Annotated in this window: 19 protein-coding genes; 16 read left to right on the top strand and 3 right to left on the bottom strand. The window is 69.9% G+C overall.

Annotated features, from left to right (window positions below; translation table 11 throughout):
• Positions 1-2: 2 nt before the first annotated feature.
• The 3 genes from AB0O28_RS23955 to AB0O28_RS23945 all read right to left on the bottom strand — a co-directional run bounded on the left by AB0O28_RS23955 (position 3) and on the right by AB0O28_RS23945 (position 1,629).
• Positions 3-191, bottom strand: coding sequence for a lantibiotic protein (locus tag AB0O28_RS23955; protein ID WP_363643659.1), 189 nt, complete (start codon positions 189-191; stop codon positions 3-5).
• A gap of 28 nt (positions 192-219) precedes the next feature.
• Entirely contained in the window at positions 220-390 is a 171-nt protein-coding gene (locus tag AB0O28_RS23950; RefSeq protein ID WP_363643657.1) for a thiazolylpeptide-type bacteriocin, read from the bottom strand.
• A 90-nt stretch (positions 391-480) separates the two neighbouring features.
• Positions 481-1,629: an amidohydrolase gene (locus AB0O28_RS23945; RefSeq protein ID WP_363643655.1), complete on the bottom strand. Its 1,149-nt coding sequence runs from the start codon at positions 1,627-1,629 to the stop codon at positions 481-483.
• Positions 1,630-1,691: 62 nt separating this feature from the next.
• Between AB0O28_RS23945 and AB0O28_RS23940 the strand changes: the two genes are divergently transcribed.
• The 16 genes from AB0O28_RS23940 to AB0O28_RS23865 all read left to right on the top strand — a co-directional run bounded on the left by AB0O28_RS23940 (position 1,692) and on the right by AB0O28_RS23865 (position 21,175).
• Positions 1,692-2,345, top strand: coding sequence for a hypothetical protein (locus AB0O28_RS23940; protein ID WP_363643653.1), 654 nt, complete (start codon positions 1,692-1,694; stop codon positions 2,343-2,345).
• Positions 2,342-2,695 (top strand): transcriptional regulator, encoded by a 354-nt coding sequence (locus AB0O28_RS23935; protein ID WP_363643651.1) that lies wholly within the window; start codon positions 2,342-2,344, stop codon positions 2,693-2,695. The genes AB0O28_RS23940 and AB0O28_RS23935 overlap by 4 nt, the downstream gene beginning before the upstream one ends.
• Positions 2,696-2,706: 11 nt before the next feature.
• Positions 2,707-3,378: a response regulator transcription factor gene (locus AB0O28_RS23930; protein WP_363643649.1), complete on the top strand. Its 672-nt coding sequence runs from the start codon at positions 2,707-2,709 to the stop codon at positions 3,376-3,378.
• A 9-nt stretch (positions 3,379-3,387) separates the two neighbouring features.
• On the top strand, positions 3,388-4,770 hold the full coding sequence (locus AB0O28_RS23925) for a HAMP domain-containing sensor histidine kinase (RefSeq protein ID WP_363643647.1): 1,383 nt from the start codon (positions 3,388-3,390) through the stop codon (positions 4,768-4,770).
• Positions 4,771-4,783: 13 nt separating this feature from the next.
• Complete coding sequence (locus AB0O28_RS23920) at positions 4,784-5,701, top strand: TAXI family TRAP transporter solute-binding subunit (RefSeq protein WP_363643645.1); 918 nt, start codon at positions 4,784-4,786, stop codon at positions 5,699-5,701.
• Between the two features lie 95 nt (positions 5,702-5,796).
• Positions 5,797-7,974 carry a TOMM precursor leader peptide-binding protein gene (locus AB0O28_RS23915; RefSeq protein WP_363643643.1) on the top strand — a complete coding sequence of 726 codons (2,178 nt, stop codon included), beginning with the start codon at positions 5,797-5,799 and terminating at the stop codon, positions 7,972-7,974.
• Entirely contained in the window at positions 7,971-9,902 is a 1,932-nt protein-coding gene (locus AB0O28_RS23910; RefSeq protein WP_363643641.1) for a TOMM precursor leader peptide-binding protein, read from the top strand. The genes AB0O28_RS23915 and AB0O28_RS23910 overlap by 4 nt, the downstream gene beginning before the upstream one ends.
• Before the next feature lie 24 nt (positions 9,903-9,926).
• Entirely contained in the window at positions 9,927-11,519 is a 1,593-nt protein-coding gene (locus AB0O28_RS23905) for a nitroreductase family protein (RefSeq protein ID WP_363643639.1), read from the top strand.
• A gap of 15 nt (positions 11,520-11,534) precedes the next feature.
• Positions 11,535-14,273, top strand: coding sequence for a lantibiotic dehydratase (locus AB0O28_RS23900; protein ID WP_363643637.1), 2,739 nt, complete (start codon positions 11,535-11,537; stop codon positions 14,271-14,273).
• Positions 14,270-15,358 (top strand): lantibiotic dehydratase C-terminal domain-containing protein, encoded by a 1,089-nt coding sequence (locus AB0O28_RS23895; protein ID WP_363643635.1) that lies wholly within the window; start codon positions 14,270-14,272, stop codon positions 15,356-15,358. The genes AB0O28_RS23900 and AB0O28_RS23895 overlap by 4 nt, the downstream gene beginning before the upstream one ends.
• Positions 15,355-16,443, top strand: coding sequence for a hypothetical protein (locus AB0O28_RS23890; protein WP_363643633.1), 1,089 nt, complete (start codon positions 15,355-15,357; stop codon positions 16,441-16,443). The genes AB0O28_RS23895 and AB0O28_RS23890 overlap by 4 nt, the downstream gene beginning before the upstream one ends.
• Positions 16,444-16,455: 12 nt before the next feature.
• Positions 16,456-17,025 carry a DUF1707 domain-containing protein gene (locus tag AB0O28_RS23885; protein ID WP_363643631.1) on the top strand — a complete coding sequence of 190 codons (570 nt, stop codon included), beginning with the start codon at positions 16,456-16,458 and terminating at the stop codon, positions 17,023-17,025.
• 86 nt (positions 17,026-17,111) lie between these two features.
• Positions 17,112-18,005: an ABC transporter ATP-binding protein gene (locus tag AB0O28_RS23880; protein ID WP_363643629.1), complete on the top strand. Its 894-nt coding sequence runs from the start codon at positions 17,112-17,114 to the stop codon at positions 18,003-18,005.
• Between the two features lie 34 nt (positions 18,006-18,039).
• Positions 18,040-18,777 carry an ABC transporter permease gene (locus tag AB0O28_RS23875; protein ID WP_363643627.1) on the top strand — a complete coding sequence of 246 codons (738 nt, stop codon included), beginning with the start codon at positions 18,040-18,042 and terminating at the stop codon, positions 18,775-18,777.
• On the top strand, positions 18,777-19,979 hold the full coding sequence (locus AB0O28_RS23870) for a pitrilysin family protein (RefSeq protein WP_363643625.1): 1,203 nt from the start codon (positions 18,777-18,779) through the stop codon (positions 19,977-19,979). The genes AB0O28_RS23875 and AB0O28_RS23870 overlap by 1 nt, the downstream gene beginning before the upstream one ends.
• Positions 19,976-21,175: an insulinase family protein gene (locus AB0O28_RS23865; protein ID WP_363643623.1), complete on the top strand. Its 1,200-nt coding sequence runs from the start codon at positions 19,976-19,978 to the stop codon at positions 21,173-21,175. Before AB0O28_RS23870 ends, AB0O28_RS23865 begins: the two co-directional genes overlap by 4 nt.
• The last annotated feature ends 30 nt before the right edge of the window (positions 21,176-21,205 follow it).

The following is a 21,205-nucleotide window of genomic DNA, read 5'->3' as shown; positions in this document are numbered from 1 at the left end:
CCTCAACCGCAGCAGCTCGTGCCGCTGCTGCTGGTGCAACTGCTGGTGCAACTGCAGCAGCTGGTGGTGCTGGCGGCGAGGTCCTCGCCGGCCAGCTCGGTGTAGTCCTGGATCTCGAAGGTCTCGGCCTCCAGCAGCTCCAGCTCCTCGCGGAGGGCCTGCTCGCCTCTCCGGTCCTGAGCACGATTCATGGCCCCGTCCTCTCCTCGGTTGGATGCGTCAGCCGCAGCAGCTCGTGCCGCTACTGCTGGTGCAACTGCTGGTCGTGCTGCAGCAGCTGCTGGCCATGAGGTCCTCCTGCGGGCCCTCGCTGTAGTCCTGGATCTCGAAGCTCTCGGCCTCGAGCAGCTCCAGCTCCTCTTGCAGGGGCGAGGGCCAGGTGCGCGCCATCGCGGCTCACTCCCTTCCTGTTGTCCGGGTTCTGAGCGGAACACGGACCACTGTGGCGAGCGGCGCTGGAGGAGCGGTGGCTGGGCGCTATCAACCCTCTGGCGGCCGGCTGGTCACCGCCAGATCGATGGCTGTCCAGGCGAGGCAGACGGCGGCGTCGATCACCGCTCTGTCGGCCGCGGGAGTGACGCAGTGGCCCGCGAACTCGGGCTGGTGCGGATAGATCCGTCCCGCGCCCACGTCTATCACCAGATGCAGGGACGGCACCGCGTGCGAGACGTTGCCCATGTCGGTCGAGGCAGCGGGAGCGATCGGCACCGGACGGCGGCCGAGGGCGCGGAGATGGGCGTCGGCTCTCGCGGCCAGGGCCGGGTGGGCGGCGAACTCCAAGTAGTCGGGTTCGGGCCGGCCGATCTCGACCTCGCAGCCGGTGGCGAGCGCCGCGGCGCGCAGGCAGTCGGTCACGCGCGAGGTCAGTTCGCGCAGACCGGCTGCGTCGGCCGCGCGTACCTGGTAGGTGCCACCGCTGGCGGCGGGCACGACATTCGGCACACCGTCGCCGGAGTGGGAGGGCGCTCCATGAATGCGGGCCGTCGGCGGCAGATGCTGGCAGAGCAGCCCCACGCCGACCTGTGCGAGCGTGAGCGCGTCGGCCGCGCTCCTCGCGTGATGCGGGGCGGCCGAGGCGTGGGCCGCGCGACCGGTGTAGGTGAAGGAGAGCGTGGATCGGGCGTAAGACCGGAACCACCCGCCGTCGAGACATCCTGGATGAGCCATCAAGGCGCCGTCCACGCCGTCGAAAGCGCCGCGCTCCAGCAGCATGACCTTCCCGCCGCCACTTTCCTCCGCCGGGGTTCCGAGCACCCTGACGGTGAGACCGGCGGCATCGGCGACGGCGGCAAGCCCGATCGCGGCGCCCACTCCTGCGGCGGCGATGATGTTATGGCCGCACGCGTGGCCGATGCCGGGCAGTGCGTCGTACTCGCAACAGATCGCGACCACACATGGGCCATGGCCGGCCTCGGCGACGAACGCCGTCGGCAGGCCGAACGCGCCGGTGTGGCCCGGCACGCCGTGTCGTTCGAGTTCCTCGACGCACCAGGCGGCGGCGGCGTGCTCGTCGAACGCTGTCTCGGGGTGAGCGTGGATGCGACGGCTGAGGGCGAGCACGGCCCCCGCGGCACCTCTGATACGACCGGCCGCGATCTCGTGCAGGGCCCGGCCCGGCGAGCCGATCACCGTTGACTTTTCATCGCCATAGAATACTTTGAATAGCAAACGGCTCTCAGGAGGGGCAAGGGATGGGCCGCGACCAGGCGCCGGACGCGGAGACGGCTCCGGCTGATCCCGGATCCCTTCTTCGGCTCATCCAGACCGAGCAGCGGCAGGCCCGTCACCGTCTGTACGTCAATCCTTTGTCGGTGCACGTCCCGTGGGGTCTGGCGTGGCTGATCGGCTATGGACTGATCTTCCTCCGCTACGGGCCGGACGGACGGGTGATGCTCGACACCCCGCGGGTGCTGCCGTGGCTGGTGCTGATCCTGTGCTGCGCAGCGGCGCTGACCGCCACCATCATCGGCATCCGGCGCGGCACCCGCCACATCAGCGGGCAGTCCTCTCACCAGAGCATGATGTACGGCCTGGCCTGGTGTTTCGGCCTGCTGTCCGTGACCGCGGTGGCGGCGCGGCTCGACGAGATGCTCGACCTATCCCATCGCATCCTCATGTGGTCGTCGTTGACGACCGCCGTGGTCGGCATGCTCTATATCGCAGGAGCCGCCATCTGGCACAGCTGGTATCTGTTCGGCTGTGGCCTGTGGATCGTCGTCGCGAACTCCGCCGGCCTGGTGGCCGGGCCCGGCTGGCACGCGCTCGTGACCGCCCTGGCAGGCGGAGGCGGGCTCATCGTCTTCGGCGTCCTCCTGCGCCTGCGCGGAGGCAGGGCCGGAAGGTGACGCCGGCCGACCCGATGGGCGAGCTCGATCCCGTCATCCACGCACAGGCGCGGCTGCGGGTGGTGGCCATCCTGTCGACCCTGGCCGAGGGAGACTTCATCACATTCCCCTCACTGCAGGGCCTGCTGCGAATGACCGCGGGCAATCTCTCCGTGCATCTTCGGAAGCTGGAGGACGCGGAGTACATCACCATTGTCAAGACGCACGAGGGGCGTACGCCCAGCACCTTGATCAGCCTCACGTATCGGGGACGGGCGGCGTTCGAGGCCTACACCGCCGCGCTGCGGCGGCTTCTGGACTCTGTGGAATCGAACTTCCCAAGACCGGAGCAGGAGCATCGCACCGGTTGATAGGAGCGACGATGAGACTTCTGGTTGTCGAGGACGACAGACGTTTGGCCGACGCGCTCGGCGTCGCGCTTCGCAGGCGTGGCTACTCCGTGACGCACGCGGCGACCGCCGCCGCCGCAAAGGCCGTGACCGACTTCGACCTCATGTTGCTGGATCTGCGACTGGGCGGTGAGGACGGTCTGGAGGTATGCCGTCACTTCCGCCGGTCCAGTGACGTCGGCATCATCATCCTCACCGCCCGCTGCGCGGAACGCGACCGTGTGCTCGGCCTGCGTACCGGCGCCGACGACTACGTCGTCAAGCCGTTCAGCATGGCGGAGCTCGAGGCCCGCATCCAAGCGGTCCTACGCCGGTCGAGCCGCCGGCCACCGAGGACCTTGACGTACGGCGACCTGCGGCTCGACCTGAACATGCACGTTGTCACCTATCGGGATCAGCCGATCGATCTCACGCCCAAGGAATTCGCCCTGCTCGTGCGACTGGCCCGCGCCGAGGGCCAGGTGGTCTCCCGTGACCAGCTGCTGCTGGACATCTGGCAGACGGTGTCCCGCGAGGCCTCGCGCACGCTCACCGTGCACATGACGACTCTGCGTGCCAAGCTCGGCGATCCCGCTCTCGTGGGGACGCTGAGAGGCGTCGGCTACCACTTGAACATCGCACCGGCGCCCGGCTCGGCAGCCTAGGGGCGCGCAGTGCGCCGACGGCTGCACCTGATCTTTCAAACGCTGCTGGCCGTGAGCCTGTGCATGCTGGCGATCCCCCTGGGCATCGCCACGGCGGGCGAGGCGACGCGCGAGCTGTACATCGACCGCTTGGCCGACACCGCCAGGTTCGCCGAGCTGGGCGAGCCCGCCCTGCGGACGAGCCGCCTGCGGGGAGTGGCCGATGAGATGACCCGCTACAACGAACTTTTCGGCATCCAGGCCGCATTGCTGAACCGATACGGCGAGGTCGTCGCGTCCGCACCGTTGGCCCTTCGGATGACGCCCGCCATGCGCGCGAGCGCCGAGCTGGTCATATCGGGAGGACAGCTCACCCCCGAAAGCGCGATCTGGCCGTGGCAGTCACGTCCTCTGATCGTCGGCGCGCCGGTCGTGGCGGGTGACGAGTTGATCGGGGTGGCGCTGACGGTCTCCTCGACCGAGCACCTGCGCGGCCGGGTGTTCCTCGTGTGGATTTCCTTCCTGCTCGTCTGCCTGGTGGCGCTGCTGGCGTCTAACGCGGCGGTGCCGTGGCTGATGCGCTGGGTGCTGCGTCCGGTACGCGACCTCGACAAGGTGGCCAGGTCGATCGCGGACGGCAACCTGTCGTCGCGGGTAACGCTCACCACCGGCCCGAGCGAGTTGCGCGGGCTCACCGCATCGTTCAACGCGATGTCGGAGAAGGTGGAGAAGATGGTGGAGAACCGGCGCAACTTCGTCTCGCACGCCAGCCACCAGATCCGTACCCCGCTGACCGTGCTGCGGCTGCAACTGGAGAACGTCGGCGACCACCTGCCCGAATCGGGCAAGGCGGAACTGCAATCGGCGATCGACGAGGTGGACCGGCTCACCCGGATCTGTCATGCGCTGCTGCGGTTCGCTCAAGCCGAGATCGAGGATCCCGCCGACACATCCGTGGACGTGAGCGAACTGGCCGCCGAGGCGGTGCTGCGCTGGGGCCGGGTGGCCGAGAAGGTCGACGTCGGCCTGAGCCTCTCAGGTGTCGGCGTCTCTGCGCGGGTCAATCCGGATCTGCTCAATCAGGTGTTGGACGCTCTGATCGACAACGCCATCAAATTCTCGCCTCCATCCGGGCGCGTCGTCGTCGAGATCCGGGCCCGCCCGCCATGGGCGGTGATCAATGTCGTCGACAACGGCTGCGGGATGTCCCGAGAGGACGCCAGGAACGCGCTGGAACCCTTTTGGCGCGGCGCCGGCACCCAGAACGTCCACGGCTCAGGCATGGGGTTGGCCATCGCCGCCACCCTGATCGCCCACTCAGGCGGACGGCTGACGCTCATCCCCGGCGGCGAGCGCGGGTTGACCGCACGGGTGCTGCTGCCCATAGGAGTCGCGGGGCAGCCGTATGTGTAAGACGCTCGCCCGTGTGGTGATGGCGCTCGCACTGGTCGTCTGCGCTTCCGCCTGCGTCTCGCCGCCCGCGCCTCCGCGTCTCGTCATCGCCACCGGCGGGGCGGGCGGCATCTACGACCGCATCGGCGAGGCGCTGGCGGCGCTGCTCCGGAGCCGGCTTCACGCCTCCGTGACCGTGCTGCGCACCGCCGCCTCCGTAGAGAACCTCAAGCTGGTCGGCGACGGCGGGGCGGACATCGGGTTCGCGTCCGTCGACGCCGCCGCACTCGCCGTCGCCGGCTCGGCTCCGTTCACCAGGCCCCTGCCGATTCAGTCCTTCATGCGGCTGTACGACGAGTACCTGCATGTCGTCGTCCGCGCGGACGGCCCCGCCAGGGACATCGGCCATCTAAGTGGTCTGACCCTGTCCACCGGCGCATCGGAATCGGGCACGCAGTTGCTGGCCGAGCGGGTCGTCGAGGGGGTGGGTGCGAAGAACGTCACCCGCATCCACCTCGGCGTCGCGGAATCGGCCAGGGCCCTGGAGAACGGCCGTATCCAGGGGTTCTTCTTCACCAGCGGTCTGCCCACCCCGGCGATCGCCGATCTGGCGCGCCGTGTCCCGATCCGTCTGCTGGCCTGCGATCAACTGGTCGAGCCGTTCCAAACGCGGTACGACAACGTCTACCTGCGCCGCCTGATCCCCTCACTCGTTTACGGGCTGCCGGCCGACACTCCGACGATAGGCGTGCCCAACCTCCTGGTCGTCAACTCCCGCATGGACCACGGGCTGGCCCGTCGCATCACCGAGCTGGTCTTCCAGTCGCGCGACGAACTCATCAAGGCCCATGTCGAGGCACGCAACCTTCATGAGCGGACGGCGACAAGAACCTTCCCCATAGCCCTGCACACCGGCGCGGTCGACTACTACCGCGACCAGAAGATCTCCTGACGACGGCGTCCAGCCGGGTGCGAGCGGCGCGCTACCGGAATGCCAGCAGTCCTTGTGAACCTGAAGTCCTGATCAAGGGCTGAAGGAGGCATCACGTGGACAACGCCGCCGCGCTCATGGAGGTACGCCCGCGGCTCGGGCATGACGTGCTCTTCGCCGATACGGGCGACGGCGTGCTCCTGCGGCGCAACGACACAGGGTTCATCGTCAGGGGACGCTCGGCCTACCGGCTTGCGTCGATGCTGCTCCCGCACCTGTCCGGAGACCACGCGCTGGGGGACCTGTGCAGGGACCTGAGTCCGGCGCACAGCACGATGATCCGCGACCTGGTCGGCACCCTGCTCGACCGTGGTTTCGCCCGCGACAGCAGACCCGGGCCGAAGGCCGATCTGGCGCCGGAGGTGCTGCGCCGGTTCGAAGGCCAGATCAACTACATCGAGCACTACAACGACGACGCGGCGGTGCGCTTCCAGCGGTTCCGTACGGCGAGAGTGCTCCTCGCGGGTGGCGGGCCCATCAGCCGGGCGGCCGGGCTCGGCCTGCTTCGCAACGGGCTGCGGCGTCTCGACATCGCCACGGACGGGTCCGTCCCGGCCAAGCTGGCCGAGACCGCACGGCAGCTCGTCGCCGACGGTTGCGAGGCGTCGGTCCAGCTGTTCGGGCGGACGGAAGCACTGCTCGACCCGGCGGTTCTCGAACCATACGACCTGGTCATCGCGCCGGCCGAGGAACTGGGCCCGAAGCAGGTGTTGCAGCTCGCGCGGCTGCGCGTGCCGAGCGGGCCCATACTGCTGCCCGCCGTCGTGATCGGTGGATCGGCCGTTATCGGGCCCGCCGGGCATCCGGCCGGCACCCCCTGTTGGAGCTGTGCGATGCTGCGGCTGAGCGAGAGCCAGGATCAGCGTGACATCGCCGCACTGTGGCGGGACGTCGCGCTCGGTCTCGGGCGTCCCGCGGACGTGCCCGGCGAGGTCCTCGCCGCGATGATCGGCAACATGCTGGGCTACGACGCGTTCCGATTGCTCGCCGGTGACCTGGGCGCGGGCCCGGAGCGGCTCGGCGCCGAAAGCGAGGGCGCGGTGGTGATCCAGGACCTGCGGACCCTGGAGGTCACACGAGAGCGTGTGCTCCCCCACCCCCGCTGCCCGAACTGCCGGGAAGAGCAGCCCACGCCGCCGCGTGTCCTCGTGCGGGAACCGGCCGAGGCGGGACGCGTGCCGAACGGACCGGACGCCGAGGCGCTGCGCGAACGGCTGAAGCGTCACACCGAGCTGGTGGGGCGCAACTGCGGCATCCTCCTGGATTTCGCCGACACGTCCATCGACCAGTCACCGCTCAAGGTGGGCCGGGTGCGGCTGGGCCACGACCGGGTCATCACCGCTTTCGACGTTCACCTCGTGCCGATCGCCCGTGCCCGGGCGGTCCAGGCCGGCGTGCTGGCGTACGTTCACGCGAACGCCGACGTTCATGAGGCGGTGCGCAACGGGCCGGACTCCCTCGACCTGCTCGCCCACCTGATCGTGCCGCATTCCGGGCTCGCCGTCCGCAGCGGAATCCCCGCCGACCCGGCGTCCGAATCCTGGTGGATGCCGGCCACGTCGCTGGTCAGCGGACATGAGCGACTGGTCCCGGCGGCGGCCGTCTACCCGCTGTCGGAACACAACCGGTTGCGCGTCATCGAGCCGACCGCGGCCGGCGACGGCGCCGGAACCGATGCGGCGGGCGCCGTGCTCGACGGCCTGCTGTCCGCGCTGGCCTACGACGCGCTCCTCTCGTCCGCGGCGGGCGGTGCCGCACACCGCATCGTTATCGGCGAGCAGACGGCCGGCACGGAAGTCGATTTCCTGCTACGGACCGCCGGCAACTACGACCTTGAGGTGGAGCTGCTCGATCTGGCTCCCGAGGGACCTGCTCATGTCGTGCTCGCCAGGACCGTCTCCGGCCCCGGCACGTGCTGGGCGGTCGGGGCGGAGCTCTCGCGCGAGGACGCGGTCGTGACGGCGATGCGGGACCTGCTCGGGCAGGTGCAACTCGACGACCCGTCGCTCGATACGGGTTCACCGCTGGTGGCCGATCTCGACGTGAGCGTCATCCGGGTGGACGGCGACGCCGCCGAGCGGCCCGCCGTGGCCGCGAAGGACCTGCCCGGGTTGATCGCGAGCCGTGGCAGGGACGCGTTCGTGGTGCAGACGACCACGCCGGACCTCGGCCTGAGTGGCGGCCTGATCACGGTTCGCGTCCTGCTCACTCCGGAAGCGGGAGCCCGGTCGTGACGGTGGACATGACTCAGGCGGTCCCGCTCCCCGCCGCGGAGCGGTCCCGGCGGGAGGTGGAGGAGCCGCTCATCGCCCGGCTCAACGGAATCACCCCCTTCGTACGGATCCTCGGATTGCGCGACGAGCTGGAGTCCCCGTCTCCGTGGACGCCACCCGGTGCGAAGGCCGTGCTTCCCGTCTACCTGTACGACTCTTCCGCGATCGTCGGCCCGGTCGCCGACATGACCCCGTCCGGACCGAGCACCCCCTGCCCTCGCTGCGTGGCGGGCGCCTGGCAACAGCTCCGGACAGAGGATGAGCGTGACGCGCTCGAGGAAGGCTCCGGCTTCGAGATGCCGCACCCCGTGCCGTTCGTGATCCCGTTCAGTGTGGAGACGCTGTGCCTGGTCGCCGAGGTCGCGCGCCAGCGACACACCGACCACGCGGGGCACCCATACATCTACGATGTGCGCCTCGACACCGGGGAGGTGCGCCGGTTCCCGCTGGTGTCCAACCCCGACTGCGGGCTGTGCGGCGTGAAGACGCCCGACAGTCCGGATGAAGCGGTCATCACCCTGCCGCTCAGCCCGAAGCGATCGGCCGACTCCTTTCGCGGGTGCCCATCCGGCAGCTACAACCTGAGCGTCGACGCCTACGCCGCCCCCGTGGTCGGCGCGCTGGGCAAGGCGGCGCGGCACCGGCTCGACAGCACGACGGCCGCTCCGACCATCGGCTACGTCGCCGTACGCGGCGACGGCTACATGCACTACGCCTTCTGGGGCGGCCACGCGGACAACTTCGACGAGAGCGTGCGGCTGGGCATTCTGGAGGGACTGGAGCGCAACGCCGGCCAGCGGCCGAGGCGCATCGCCGGCTCGGTCGTCGGGAGCTACCGCGAGCTGGCAGGCCAGGCCCTCGACCCGAAGGAGTGCGGCGTCTACAGCCCCGAGTTCTACCGGCTGAATCCCCAGTACACTCCCTACTCCGACGACCTGGACGTGCCCTGGGTCTGGGGCTACTCATTGCGGGACGAGCGCCCGATCCTCGTGCCCGAGGTCATGGCGTACTACCACGTCAACGGACTGCGCAACAAGTTTCTCCAGGAGTGCTCCAACGGCTGCGCCGCAGGCGGCTCAATGACCGAGGCCATCCTGTACGGCCTGCTCGAACTCGTCGAGCGCGACGCCTTCCTGCTCACCTGGTACGGCCGGCGCACTCCGCTCCGGATCGACCCGGCGTCCTGCGACGAGCCGGCGACCCGGGCGATGATCGACAGGATCTCGCTGTCGGGTTACGACGTTCACCTCTTCGATGCCCGCGTCGACCTGGACATCCCCGTCGTCGTCGCGATGGGCGTGCGCAGGAACGGCGGCTACGGCACCGTCTGCTTCGGCGCGGGGGCGAGTCTCGACCCCCGGCAGGCGGTGGACGCCGCTCTCTGCGAGATCGCCTCGACCGTGCCGGGTTTCGCCTTCCACGCCGAGGAGGAGGCGGACGAGCTGCGTGCCCTCGCGGCGAACTACTGGCTGGTCGTCAGCCTGCACGACCATCCCCGGCTGTTCGGGCTGCCCGAAATGGCGCCGACCACGGCGTTCCTGACCGAGAGCGACGCCCCGCCGCTTCCGCTTGCCGAGGTCTACCGCGACTGGAACCGGGTCCGGCCACGCACCCTCGACCTCCGCGACGACCTGCGGTTCTGCGTGGAGCGTATTACGGACGCCGGGATGGACGTGGTCGTGGTCAACCAGACATCACCTGAGCAGGAGCGTATCGGGCTGCACACGGCCGCTGTCATCGCTCCCGGACTGCTGCCCATCGATTTCGGCTGGGCCAGGCAGCGGTGCCTGCGCATGCCGCGGATGCGGAGCGCGTTCCGGCGGGCCGGCTGGCGGACCACCGACCTCCGCGACGACGAGATGAACCTCGTTCCTCACCCCTTCCCGTAACACACCTCGCCACAGGGGACCCCCATGAGCCTCGCCCATGATTACCTCAACGCGATCGTCCGGCGCCGGCGGGAGCCGATGGAGCCGCTCGAATTCGAGCCCGATTGGAACGACAAGCCACGAAAGTTCAAAGTGTACGAGGAGGCGACCAGCTTCCCGCTGCCCACGCGGGAGGCCCTGCCTCCCGCGACCGTGGCCGCCGGTCTCGACCCGTCACCGCGTACCGGGACGTTCACCGTGGCCCGGCTGGGGCAGATGCTGCGCGAGTCGTACGGCATGCTCGGCCGCCGCCTCGGCGTGCAGGGCAACAACGACCGGCTCACGTTGCCTCGTTATCACAATGCCGTCTATCACAGGGGCACGGCATCCGGAGGCGGCCTGTACCCGGCGGAGATCTACTGGGTGCGAGGGAGGAGCACGGGCACGATGCCCGGCGTCCACAGCTACTCACCGCCCCACCACTCCATGGAGCGCCTGCTCGTCGGCGACGTGTCCGGGCAGGTCAGAGACGCGGTGCCGGGCCTGGAGGGGGACCAGTTCCTGCTGGTCGGCATCAAGTTCTGGAAGAACGCCTTCAAATACAACAGCTTCAGCTACCACGTCGTCACGATGGACCTCGGCGCGCTGCTCGGCTCCTGGCAGACGTGGGCGCGCGCGCACGGCATCGAACTGCGGCCCCGCCTCAGTTTCGACGAGCTGCGCCTGAACCGCCTCCTCGGCCTGGACACCGCGATGGAGAGCGTCATGGCCGTCGTGCCGTTGCCGGGCGCACTGCCCGACGGACACGACGGTCACGATCGGGCGGCCGGCGGGCACGGCGCCGGTGACGGGGCTCGCGTCAGGATGCGCGAGTCCGAGCGGTCGAAGACCGTCATCAGGTTCCCGACCACGGAGGCGGTGCACGCCTCGATCGTGGCCGACACGACGCCGGTGGACGAGACATCCCTGATCGGGGCCCGGCCGGTGGTGCCGCACAGCGAGGACTGGCTTCCGCTGCCGCCGCCACGGCCGCTCACCGCCGACCTGAGCACCACCCTGCGCTCGCGGCGCAGCAGCTTCGGCAGGTTCTCCGCCCGTCCGGCGCTCCGGCAGGCGGAATTCAGCGCGTTGCTGCACGCCGGCTCGCGAGCGGGAGCGCTAGCCTCCGACGCCAAGCGCGGCGACGGCGGCCCCGCGCTCACCCGGCTCGTCGCCTTCGTCAACCACGTGGACGGCCTGTCCTCCGGCGTCTACCACCACGACGCGGAACGCCACGCGATCGCCCTGGTGCAGGACGGTGACCCCGGCCTGTTCCTGCAGCGCAACTACTTCCTCAGCAACTACAACCTCGAGCAGGCGGCCGCCGTGCTTGTGGTGCTCGCCCGGCCGGGCGCGGCGATGGACACGATCGGGCCGCGCGGCTACCGGTACGTGAACGCCGAGGTCGGCGCGGTCGCCCAGGCCGTCTACACCGCGAGCGCCGCGCTCGGCGTCGGCTGCGGCGCGGCGCTGGGTTTCGACAACGTCTCCTTCGCCGAGCAACTCGACCTGTCGGGCACAGGTGAGTGGCCCCTTCTGCTGCTGATGGTCGGCAACGAACGCCGCGGCGAACCCGACTTCGACTACCGGCTCGATTGAACGGGGGAAGGCCAGATGACATCGACCACAACCGCGCAGGCGGCCGGCCTGGCCGGCGAGTGGACGCTCAACCCGCTGTTCGTCATGCGCGTGGGCGGACTGCCCGCCGACGTGGTGCGCGGCCTGCGCTGCCCGGAGACCGTCCGGTGGGCCGAGCGGACACTCGTCCTGGAGGATGCGCTCGCGGGATCGCGCGTGCGAGTCGCCGACGCCCTGGAGACGGTGATCGCGGACTGCCGGGACGGAACCCGGCAGGCGCTGATCGAGCTGCGACGGGACGTCTTCAACACCCGGCTTCCGCGCGATCTCCCCGCGACCCGCACTCTCACCGCCGGGCTCACGCAACCGGCCAGGGACGAGGTGAGCGACTGGCTGGACCGCAGGGCCGAGTACGAGCGAGTGCGGACCGCGGGCGCCGCGCTGCTCGCCGGGGAGGTCGAGGAGTGCCGGGCTCACCTGCGCTCCGTGGCCGCCGATCCCCGGCTGCGGCACGGGCTTCAACTGGCGTCCGGGTCGCTCGACCGTTACCTGCCCACCTATCTCGACGCCGGCCCTGGCCGGCTGGGCAAGCGGGCCCGGCGCATCGAGCGGTCGCTGCTGGAGTACGTCTTCCGTACCGCGTGCAAGACGAGTCCGTTCAGCACTCTGACCACGGTCGCACTCGGCCGCTTCGACGACGTCGCCGGGGAGGTGCTGCGCCTGGAGGGACTGGACAGGCCCGCGCGCAGCCACGTACGGCTCAACGTGGCCGCGCTGGCCCGGCTCACCGACGCGATCGTCGCCAATCCGGACCGATGCGCGGACGTGCCCGTCGAGATGACCTCCGGTTTGCGTGCCGACAGCCGCCGCATCCGCTATGTGCGCCGGGTGCGGCAGGCCGGCGACGACGAGGCGTCCCTGAGCTTCGACTCTCTGCAGGAGGACCTGTTCTATCTGTCCAACGGCACGATGCTGCAGGAGTTGATGACCGCGCTGAAAGGCGAGCCGCGCATGCGGCTTGGCGACCTCGCCGCCGCGCTGCACCGGGCGGACCCGGCGGGCCGCGAACGCGCCACCATCGATTTCTACCTGAAGCGGCTGCTGCAGCTCAGCCTGCTGCGGGTGCCGCAACTGCACATCGACATCCACAGCGACGACCCACTGGCCGATTTCGGCGCCAGGATCGCCGCGCTCGGCCAGCCATGGGCCGACGCCGCGGCCGGGCGCATCCGGGCGATTTCCGCGTTCGCCGCGGAGTTCGGTCTCGCTGCACACGCACGCCGCGGCGAGCTGATCGAGGCGATCCGCGGCGAGCTCACCGCGATCCAGCACGACCTGGCGGCCGAGCAGGCGAGCGTCCCCCGCACGCTGCTCTACGAGGACGTCTGTCTGCCCGAGGCGACGGTCACCGCCGCCCGCCCCCGGTGGGAAGAGGGCATGCTCCCCGCCCTGCGGGACGTGATGCGGATTCTGCCGCTGTTCGACATGACGTTGCCCGGCAAGCTGTCGTTCAAAGGCTTCTTCGTCGCCAGGTACGGCCGGGGCGGCCGCTGTTCCGACGTGCTGCGCCTGATCCACGAGTTCCATCGGGACTTCTACGACCACCTCATCAAGGCCGCGCAACGCCGACGGGTCTTCGACGCCGACGGCGAGTACGTCCCCCAGGACAACTGGCTGCGGCTTCCCGAGATCACCATGCTCGACGACGCACGCCGCGAACTGGTCACGCGCCTGCGATCCGCGTGGGAGGCGCTGCCGGAGGGCGCGGACGAGATCGTTCTCGACCGCGAGTTCTTCGACGCCGTCGCCGCCAAGTTGCCGGAGTCGGTCGCTCACTTCGATCCGCGCAGTTTCTTCCTGCAGGTGGGCGACGTGGACGGGCGTCCGATAGGCGTGCTCAACCGCTCCTACAGCGGTCTGACGCTGCTCTTCTCCCGGTTCGCCCACTGCTTCACGGACGCCGGCCTGGTGGCCGAACTCCGCCGTACGCTGAAGGACCTCCAGCCGGACGGCGCGGTGTTCGCCGAGCTGACCGGCGGCTACGACACCACGAATCTCAATCTGCACCCGCCCGTGACGGAGTACGAGCTGGTTTGTCCCGGAGAGACCAGTTCCGTGGACCCGGCGGCGCAGATCGCCGTGGCGGATCTGGAGATCTACCACGACGAGGCGGCGGATCGGCTCGTGCTGTGGTCGCCGGCGCTCGGACGGGAGGTCATCCCCGTCTATCTGGGCTTTCTGCAGCCGCTCGCGCTGCCCGAGGTGCAACGGGCGCTGCTGCTCTTCTCGCACACCTCGATGGCCCCGCTCTCGGTGTGGGACGGCGTCGACCGGCCACTCGGTGACGCGGCGATCGGCGGGCACCCGCGCCTGCGTCACGGCGACCTCGTGCTGACCCGCAGGGCCTGGAAGGTCCACCCGAGCCGTTTGCCGAGCCGCGTCGCGGACGACGCCGAGTGGTTCCTGGCCTGGCAGCGCTGGCGCCGCGAGAACGGACTGCCTCGCCGCGTGTTCGCGATGGTCGACGCCGGCCGCGGCGAGGACGCCGGCGAAGCAGACCCGGCCGCCACTCTGCCCCGTAAGCCGCAGTACGTCGACTTCGACAGCCTCTTCTCACTCACGCTACTGGATCACCTCGTCAAGGACGCCTCCCAGCGCGTGGTCATGCAGGAGATGCTGCCCGACACCGACCACCTCTGGCTGCGCGCCCATGACGGCGCGTACGTCGCCGAACAGACCCTGGAAATCACTCGCCACCGAGGAGAACCCCGATGACCGGCAGCGACACTCCCGGCGAGTGGCAGGCCATCCACATCTTTTACAGCAGCGACCCCAGCCCGCTGTTGAGCGGCTGCGTCGCCCCCCTCGTGCGTCGGCTGCGCGCGGACGGTCTGATCAGCCGATACTTCTTCATCAACTACTGGCTGGAGGGTCCGCACGTCCGCCTGCGGCTCAAGCCGGTCTCCGCCGCCGCGACGGCGGAGACGCTGCGTATCGCGGAGGAGGCCGTCGACGAGTTCCTCCGGAGCCGCCCCGCCCTCTACGAGGTCGACTCCGAGTACATGCTGAACTTCTACGACGAACTGTTCCGCCTCGAGTACAGCGACGAGGAGCGGATCGCGAAGTACGGCGAGGGCGGCTCGATGCCCCTGCGCCCCAACAACAGCCGTTTCCGGATCCCCTACGAGCCCGAGTACGACAAGTACGGCGGAATGGCCGGGGTCGAACTGGCCGAGTGGCATTTCGAGAAGTCCAGCGACCTGGTTCTCGAACTGCTGACGACGACCAACATGCATGTCCGGACGGTGATGCTCGGCCTCGCCACCCAGCTCATGATGATCATGTCGATGAGCCTTCTACGTGAGCCCAAGGAGGTGGCGACGTTCATGGAGCGCTACCACCTTTTCTGGCACGAGTGGTTCAACCTGGGCGACGGCGATCGCGAGACTCGGTACGCCGCCAACCACGACCGGCTGGCCGAAGACCTCCGGCACCGCTTCAGCGAGATATGCCTGGCCGTCGGCTCCGGCCGGTTGGACCGGCTGACCCCCCTGAGCCGCGGGTGGGCGTCGCACTGCGCCGAACTGCGCACCCGTGTGACCACGCTCGCCGAGTCGGGCCTGCTCGTCTTCCCCAAGCGCGACGACCGCGGCCAGTTCCCGGTGCACGGCGGCGCCACCGAGCGTGAGCCGGTACGGGATCCGGAGGTGGCGTTGCGCATCCTGCTCTCGCCGTACCTGCACATGACCAACAACCGTCTCGGCACGAACGTGGTGGACGAGTCGTACCTGTCGTTCCTGCTGGCGCGCACGCTCCGCGAGGAGCCGTTCGCGGCGCTTCTCGCGTGGACTGCGCCATGAGCCCGGACACGCTGAGAGCCGCCCGTCCACGCCTGCGGGAGGGCGTCCGGCTGGGCCCAGCCGTGCGGTCCGGCCCCACGCTCGTGCACAGTGTCAAGGAGCCGGTGAGCGGACGGTACTTCCAGATCGGCCCGAGCGAGTTCTTCATCATGGCCCGTCTCGACGGCATCACGACTCTGGCGGAGATCGACCGGCAGTACGCCGTCGAGTTCCGGCGCCGCCTGACCGACGACCACTGGGCCCACATCCTCGGCACCCTCGGCCGGCGGGGCCTGCTGTCGGGTTCCGAACCTCCCCAGGCACCCGCGCCGGAGCAGCGGCGACGTAGCCTGCTCTACGTACGCCTGCCCGTGGTGGCTCCCGAGCGGTGGCTCGGGCGGTTGGAGCCGCGGCTGCGGCCGCTGTTCTCTCCGTATGCCGTGGTTCCGCTGCTGGTGGCCGTTGTCGGCATGGAGATCGCCGTCCTCGCGCGGGCCGGCGATTTGTGGGGGGCCACCACGCGCTTGGGGGAAGGCCGGCCGCTCGTGCTCGCCGCGGTACTCCTGGGCGTCTGGCTGACGGTCGCCGTGCACGAGGTCGCGCACGGGCTCACGGGTACCCACTTCGGCGGGACCGCGACCGAGATCGGTGTCGTGTGGAGATTCCCGATGCTCGCCCCTTACTGCCGGGTGAACGACATCGTCTTCATGGCCCGCCGGCACCGGGTTTATGTCGCGTTCTCCGGGATGTTCGCTGGATTGGTCGTGCTGCTCCCCGTCGCGATCGCCTGGCCGCTGCTCGGCGGGACCGCCGCCGACGCGGCCGGATCGGCCCTGCTGCTCGGCAGCCTGTCGGGCCTCATCAATCTGCTGCCGTTCTTCCGGCTCGACGGCTACGCGATGCTGAACCACGCGCTCGGCATGCGTGACCTGCAGGGGGAGAGCCTCGCGTACGTGCGGGGCCTGCTCCGGCGCGATCGGGCGCTTCCGCCCTATCCCCGGGGTCAGACCAGGATCTATGTCATCTATGTCACCTGCGCGGCTCTGGCCTGTGTCGCCTGGGTCTGCTGGATTGTGCTGTGGACGGTCCGCTCTTTCGGACACTGAAACGGAGCCGATATGACACTGGAGCCGGAGTTCCCCTCCAATCCCCGAATGAGGGTCGGCGAGGCCGACCGCGAGCGCGTGGCCGAGTTGCTCAACCAGGCGGCCGCGGAGCGGCGGCTCGAACTCGACGAGTATCAGCGCAGACTCGACGCGGCCTACGCGGCGGTGACGTACGCGGAACTGCGGCCCCTGGTCGAGGACCTGCCGGCCCCCGCCCCCGCGCATCCCCGGATCGGTGGCGTCCCCGGCTCACGTACATCGGTGGCGATCGCGTCCGGCGCTTGGCGCAAGGGCACCTGGGTGGTGCCCCGCGCCCACCGGTCGATAGCGGTGTGGGGTCGTGCCGAGATCGACCTGCGTGAGGCGTGCTTCGCGGAGCGTGAGGTGGTCATCACCGCGCTGGCGCTCCTCGGCGGAGTGGAGATCCTCGTACCCGAGGACGTGACCGTACGCATCGAGGGCGTGGGCGTCCTCGGCGCCTTCTATGGGGACGCCCAGGAGGCCGGGCCCGATGCCCCCGTCGTACGGATCCGAGGTCTCGCCACCTGGGGCGCGGTGCACATCAGGCGTGTCCCGCGCTGAGACCGTTCTTCCACCGTGGGCTTGACAGTGATCCCAAGAGGTTTGAAACTCAAAGTTATCTATGACGAAAAGCATGGAGGAAGAGCATGGCGGAGACCCTCGCGTACGCCGAGGACCTACGACGGCGCTACGGAGACGTGGCCGCCGTCGACGGCGTGACACTGCAGATAGGGGCGGGAGAGCTGCTCGGCCTCCTCGGGCCGAACGGCGCGGGCAAGAGCACACTCATCAACCTGTTCACCGGCCTGCGCGCCCCCACATCGGGGAGAGTCGCGCTCTTCGGCCAGGACCCGAGAAGTCCCGGCACCCGCCGCGCCATCGGTGTGACGCCTCAGGAGACCGGCCTGCCCGCCGCCCTGCGGGTGGGTGAGTGCATCCGTTTCGTCGCCTCCCACTTCCCCGACCCGCTGCCGGTCGGCGAGGTCCTGTCCCGGTTCGGTCTTGAGGGCCTGGCCCGCCGCCAGACCGGGGGCCTGTCCGGCGGCCAGCGCCGCCGTCTGGCCGTCGCGCTGGCCTTCGTCGGCAGGCCCCGGCTGGTCTTCCTCGACGAGCCCACCGCCGGGTTGGACGTCGAGGGCCGCCACATGCTGTGGGAGGCCATCAGGTCGTTCCACGCCGAGGGCGGGACGGTGCTGCTGACCAGCCACTATCTGGAGGAGATCGAGGCTCTGGCGACCCGGGTCGTCGTCCTCGGCCAGGGGCGTGTTCTCGCCGACGGCACGGTGGCCGAGTTGCGAGGCATCGTCGGCACCCGCCGGGTGAGCCTGTCCATCCGGGAGATTCCTTCGCTTCCCGGCATCCTTCATGTCGAGCGGGACGAGACTCGAGCACACCTTCTCACCGCGGACTCCGACCTGCTTGTCCGGGAACTGGTCCTGTCCGGAGTGCCGTTCGCCGACCTCGAAGTCGCGTCCACTCCGCTCGAAGAGGCGTTCCTCGCCATCACGGCCCTCCCGGCCGTTGCGACACCCGCGGCCTGACGACCATCGACGAGCGCCTGCTCCGAGGAGAGCCATGTCCCTCGCACTGACCCACGCCAAATACCAGTTTCTGGAAGGCGTCAGGATGCCCATCGCGGTCATCGGCGCCGCGTTCTTCCCCGCCGCCGCGATGATCTTCTTCGTGGTGCCGTTCACGGCCGACGATCCCATCGCCTCCACGTACGCGACCGCCAGCATGATCACCTTCGCGCTCATGACGACGTGCCTGTTCCAGTTCGGCGCGGGGATCGCCGACGACCGGGCTCAGGCGTGGGACCCCTTCACCCGCACACTGCCCGCCGGGCCGCTTCCGCGCTTCGCCGGGCGCATCCTCTGCGGGCTCGCCTTCATGGTCATCTCGATGATTCCCCTGTTGGTGATCGCCGCGGCCGCCACCGAGGCGCACATCACCCCGCTGCGTTTCGTCGCGAGTGCGGGTGCGGTCGCCGTCGTCGCGGTCGTCTTCACGCTCATGGGGCTGGCTATCGGCTACCTGCTGCCGTTCAAGGCGGCCCTCGCCGTCGCCCAGTTGCTGTTCTTCCCGCTCGCGTTCGGCGGCGGCTTGCTCGCCGCCCCCGGGCAGTCTCCCGGGTTCGTCGAAGCGATCGCACCGTACCTGCCGAGTCGCGGAGCGGTCGAGCTGATGTGGGCGGCCGTCGGCGACTTCCGGGTGAACTGGCTGTCGGTCGGAGCCCTCGGTGGCTGGCTCGTTCTTCTCGCCGTCGTCGCCGCCTGGGCCTACCGCGGCGACCAGGGCCGCCGTTTCCGGTGATGACCTCCCGGGGCGTACACGCCGAGACACTTGCCAACGGCTTGCTCGTCGTGGTCGGTGAGGACCGGAGGATTCCCGTCGTGAGCGTCCACCTGGCCGTCCCCGTAGGGGCCCGCGACGACCTGTCCGGACGCACGGGCCTCGCCCACCTCGTGGAACACCTGATGTTCACCGGCCCGGCGCGCTCCTACGCCGCGGACGTTCAGGGTTCGGGCGGCCGATTCACCGCCACCACGTCGTTCCAGCGAACGTCGTTCGGGCAGACGGTGCCGGCCGGCGAACTCGGCACCGCACTGGCTCGCGAAGCCGCCCGTCTCACCCATGTGCCGAGCGGCGTCTCTGCTGAGGATGTGGTGGTGCAGCGATCGGTCGTGACGAACGAACGGCGCCAGCGGTACGGGTCCCGGCCGTACGGCACAGCCCTGGCCCGCCTGTTCGGGCTCGCCTACCTCCCCGGCGACCCCGCAGGGCAACTTCCTCTGGGCCTGCCCGACGACGTGGCCGGGCTTACCGAAACCGACTGCCGCGAGTTTCTCGCCCGGCACTACCGGCCGTCCGGGATGGTCCTCGTGATCGCCGGGGACACGGACCATGAGACCGCGCTGGACGTCGCGGCGCGTCACTTCGGCTTGGCGCCGCGAACGTCCGCCGCGAGCACGCTGCCCTTCGCGGAGTCCGACGTCACCGGAGCGCGCGGTGAGTGGCGCGAGCATGTCCCCGCCGAGGGTCTGTTCGCGATGGTCCGTCTCCCGCCGGAAAGCGATTCCCGTTTCCCTGCCGCCCGGGCGGCCGTGCGGATCGTGGAAGCACGCCTGCCCGAACGGCTTGTCACGCAGGTTCGCTTCCGGGTGCTTCGGTTGGGCAGGGGCAGCACCATGGCCACGTTCCGGGCCATCGCCGCTCCCGGTGTCCGGGCCGCCTCGGTCGAGGAGCACCTACGACGAGTGATCGAGGACCTGGCTGCGGCGCCGCCGTCCGCCTGCGAACTCGCCCGCGCCCAGGCGTGGGAGGAACGCGACCGGCTCGACCGGACGGCGACCCTCGCGGGCTGGGCCGACGAGATGTCGCGGGTCGCCATGTTCCACGGTGGCCGGGCCCCGGCGTCCGGCCCGGTGGAGCCGGAGAAGGTGTCGGCGTCGGAATGGCTGCGCGACGGCATGTGGGCCGCCACCCTTCACTGCCTCCCCGACGCGGCCGCATGAGGCCGGGCAATCTCGTCGTCGTTCCGGCGGGGCGACGAGGACCGGCGGCGGCCTGCCTGCTGCTGCATACGGGGGCGGCAGGGGAGCGGGCGGGACGGGAGGGGCTGGCACGGGTGACGGCCTCCGCGGTCCTGGACGGCGTCCGCCCGCAGCTCGCCGACCTTGGGGCCACGGTGACGGCCACGTCGAGCCTGAGCTCGATGCGATTCGCCTTCACGGCCTCGGCAGCGGTCCTGCCCCGGGCGCTCGCCCTCGTCGGCGACGCGATCGCCGGCACACGCGTCAGTGATCCGGCTGCGGCCCAGGCGGTCGAGCGTCGCCGTACCGAGATCGCCCTGGAGGACGCGGTCCCCCGCCGGCGGGCCCTCACGCTGCTCAACGCGACGCTCTTTCACCCATCCGAGCGGCACAGTCGCCCGATCGGCGGGACCGTCACGACCATGTCCGCGATCACGCCACGGTCGGTCCGCTCCTTCGTGGCACAGGCACGCCAGGGCCCGATCACACTGGTGACGTCCGTGGACTCCGCCGCCATGGACGGGTTGCTCTCCGCCGCATCCGGACGGCCGGCCGAGGCCCCCGCTCCCCGCCTGGGGCTCCACATCGGCCCCCACGTGGCGGACAATCCGGCGAGCACGCAGGTCACGTACGCCCTCGCGCTGCTCCTTCCCGGACGCCGCCATTCCGACTGGTCCGCGCTGACCGTGCTCGCGCACGTGCTCGGCGGCGGCCTGGCCTCCCGGCTGAACGTGACGCTGCGGGACCGGCGCGGCGCCGCCTACGGATTGACAGCCGCCTGCTTGCCGATCCGGGGCGCAGGAATCCTGCTCATCGAGGGTTCGGTCGCCCCCGGGCGAGCCCGTGAGGCTCTCGACGAGATCGTCGAGATCCTCACCGATCTGCATCGATACGGGCCGACGCCCGCCGAGCTGGCGACCGCGGTTCGATATCTGGCCGGCGGCGCCCCCATCCGCCTCGAGACCGCGGAGCAGGTCGTCGCGGAGACGGCTTCCTTGGTGGCGGAAGGTCTCCCGCCCGCACTGCTGTGGAGCGAACCGGAAGCGCTCACCGCGCTCGACATGGCGACGGTGACGCGAACGGCCGGTCGCCACCTGTCACCCCACGGTCTCCACCTGAGCGCCATCGTCCCCACCGGCCTCACAGGCGTAGAGTTTCGCCTCGCGGGCGACCGCTGACACGATGCGTCCGGGTGCATGATCCCTCGG

The sequence above is a fragment of the Microbispora sp. NPDC088329 genome (assembly GCF_040685655.1).
Classification (GTDB): domain Bacteria; phylum Actinomycetota; class Actinomycetes; order Streptosporangiales; family Streptosporangiaceae; genus Microbispora.
This window is presented reverse-complemented; position numbering and strand designations above follow the sequence as displayed.

Bases quoted from the DNA above. Each gene is read 5' to 3' on its own strand.
- AB0O28_RS23875 (WP_363643627.1), top strand. From the start codon at position 18,040: ATGTCCCTCGCACTGACCCACGCCAAATACCAGTTTCTGGAAGGCGTC.
- AB0O28_RS23885 (WP_363643631.1), top strand. From the start codon at position 16,456: ATGACACTGGAGCCGGAGTTCCCCTCCAATCCCCGAATGAGGGTCGGC.
- AB0O28_RS23880 (WP_363643629.1), top strand. From the start codon at position 17,112: ATGGCGGAGACCCTCGCGTACGCCGAGGACCTACGACGGCGCTACGGA.
- AB0O28_RS23940 (WP_363643653.1), top strand. From the start codon at position 1,692: ATGGGCCGCGACCAGGCGCCGGACGCGGAGACGGCTCCGGCTGATCCC.
- AB0O28_RS23955 (WP_363643659.1), bottom strand. From the start codon at position 191: ATGAATCGTGCTCAGGACCGGAGAGGCGAGCAGGCCCTCCGCGAGGAG.
- AB0O28_RS23895 (WP_363643635.1), top strand. From the start codon at position 14,270: ATGACCGGCAGCGACACTCCCGGCGAGTGGCAGGCCATCCACATCTTT.
- AB0O28_RS23890 (WP_363643633.1), top strand. From the start codon at position 15,355: ATGAGCCCGGACACGCTGAGAGCCGCCCGTCCACGCCTGCGGGAGGGC.
- AB0O28_RS23950 (WP_363643657.1), bottom strand. From the start codon at position 390: ATGGCGCGCACCTGGCCCTCGCCCCTGCAAGAGGAGCTGGAGCTGCTC.
- AB0O28_RS23900 (WP_363643637.1), top strand. From the start codon at position 11,535: ATGACATCGACCACAACCGCGCAGGCGGCCGGCCTGGCCGGCGAGTGG.
- AB0O28_RS23870 (WP_363643625.1), top strand. From the start codon at position 18,777: ATGACCTCCCGGGGCGTACACGCCGAGACACTTGCCAACGGCTTGCTC.
- AB0O28_RS23930 (WP_363643649.1), top strand. From the start codon at position 2,707: ATGAGACTTCTGGTTGTCGAGGACGACAGACGTTTGGCCGACGCGCTC.
- AB0O28_RS23905 (WP_363643639.1), top strand. From the start codon at position 9,927: ATGAGCCTCGCCCATGATTACCTCAACGCGATCGTCCGGCGCCGGCGG.
- AB0O28_RS23865 (WP_363643623.1), top strand. From the start codon at position 19,976: ATGAGGCCGGGCAATCTCGTCGTCGTTCCGGCGGGGCGACGAGGACCG.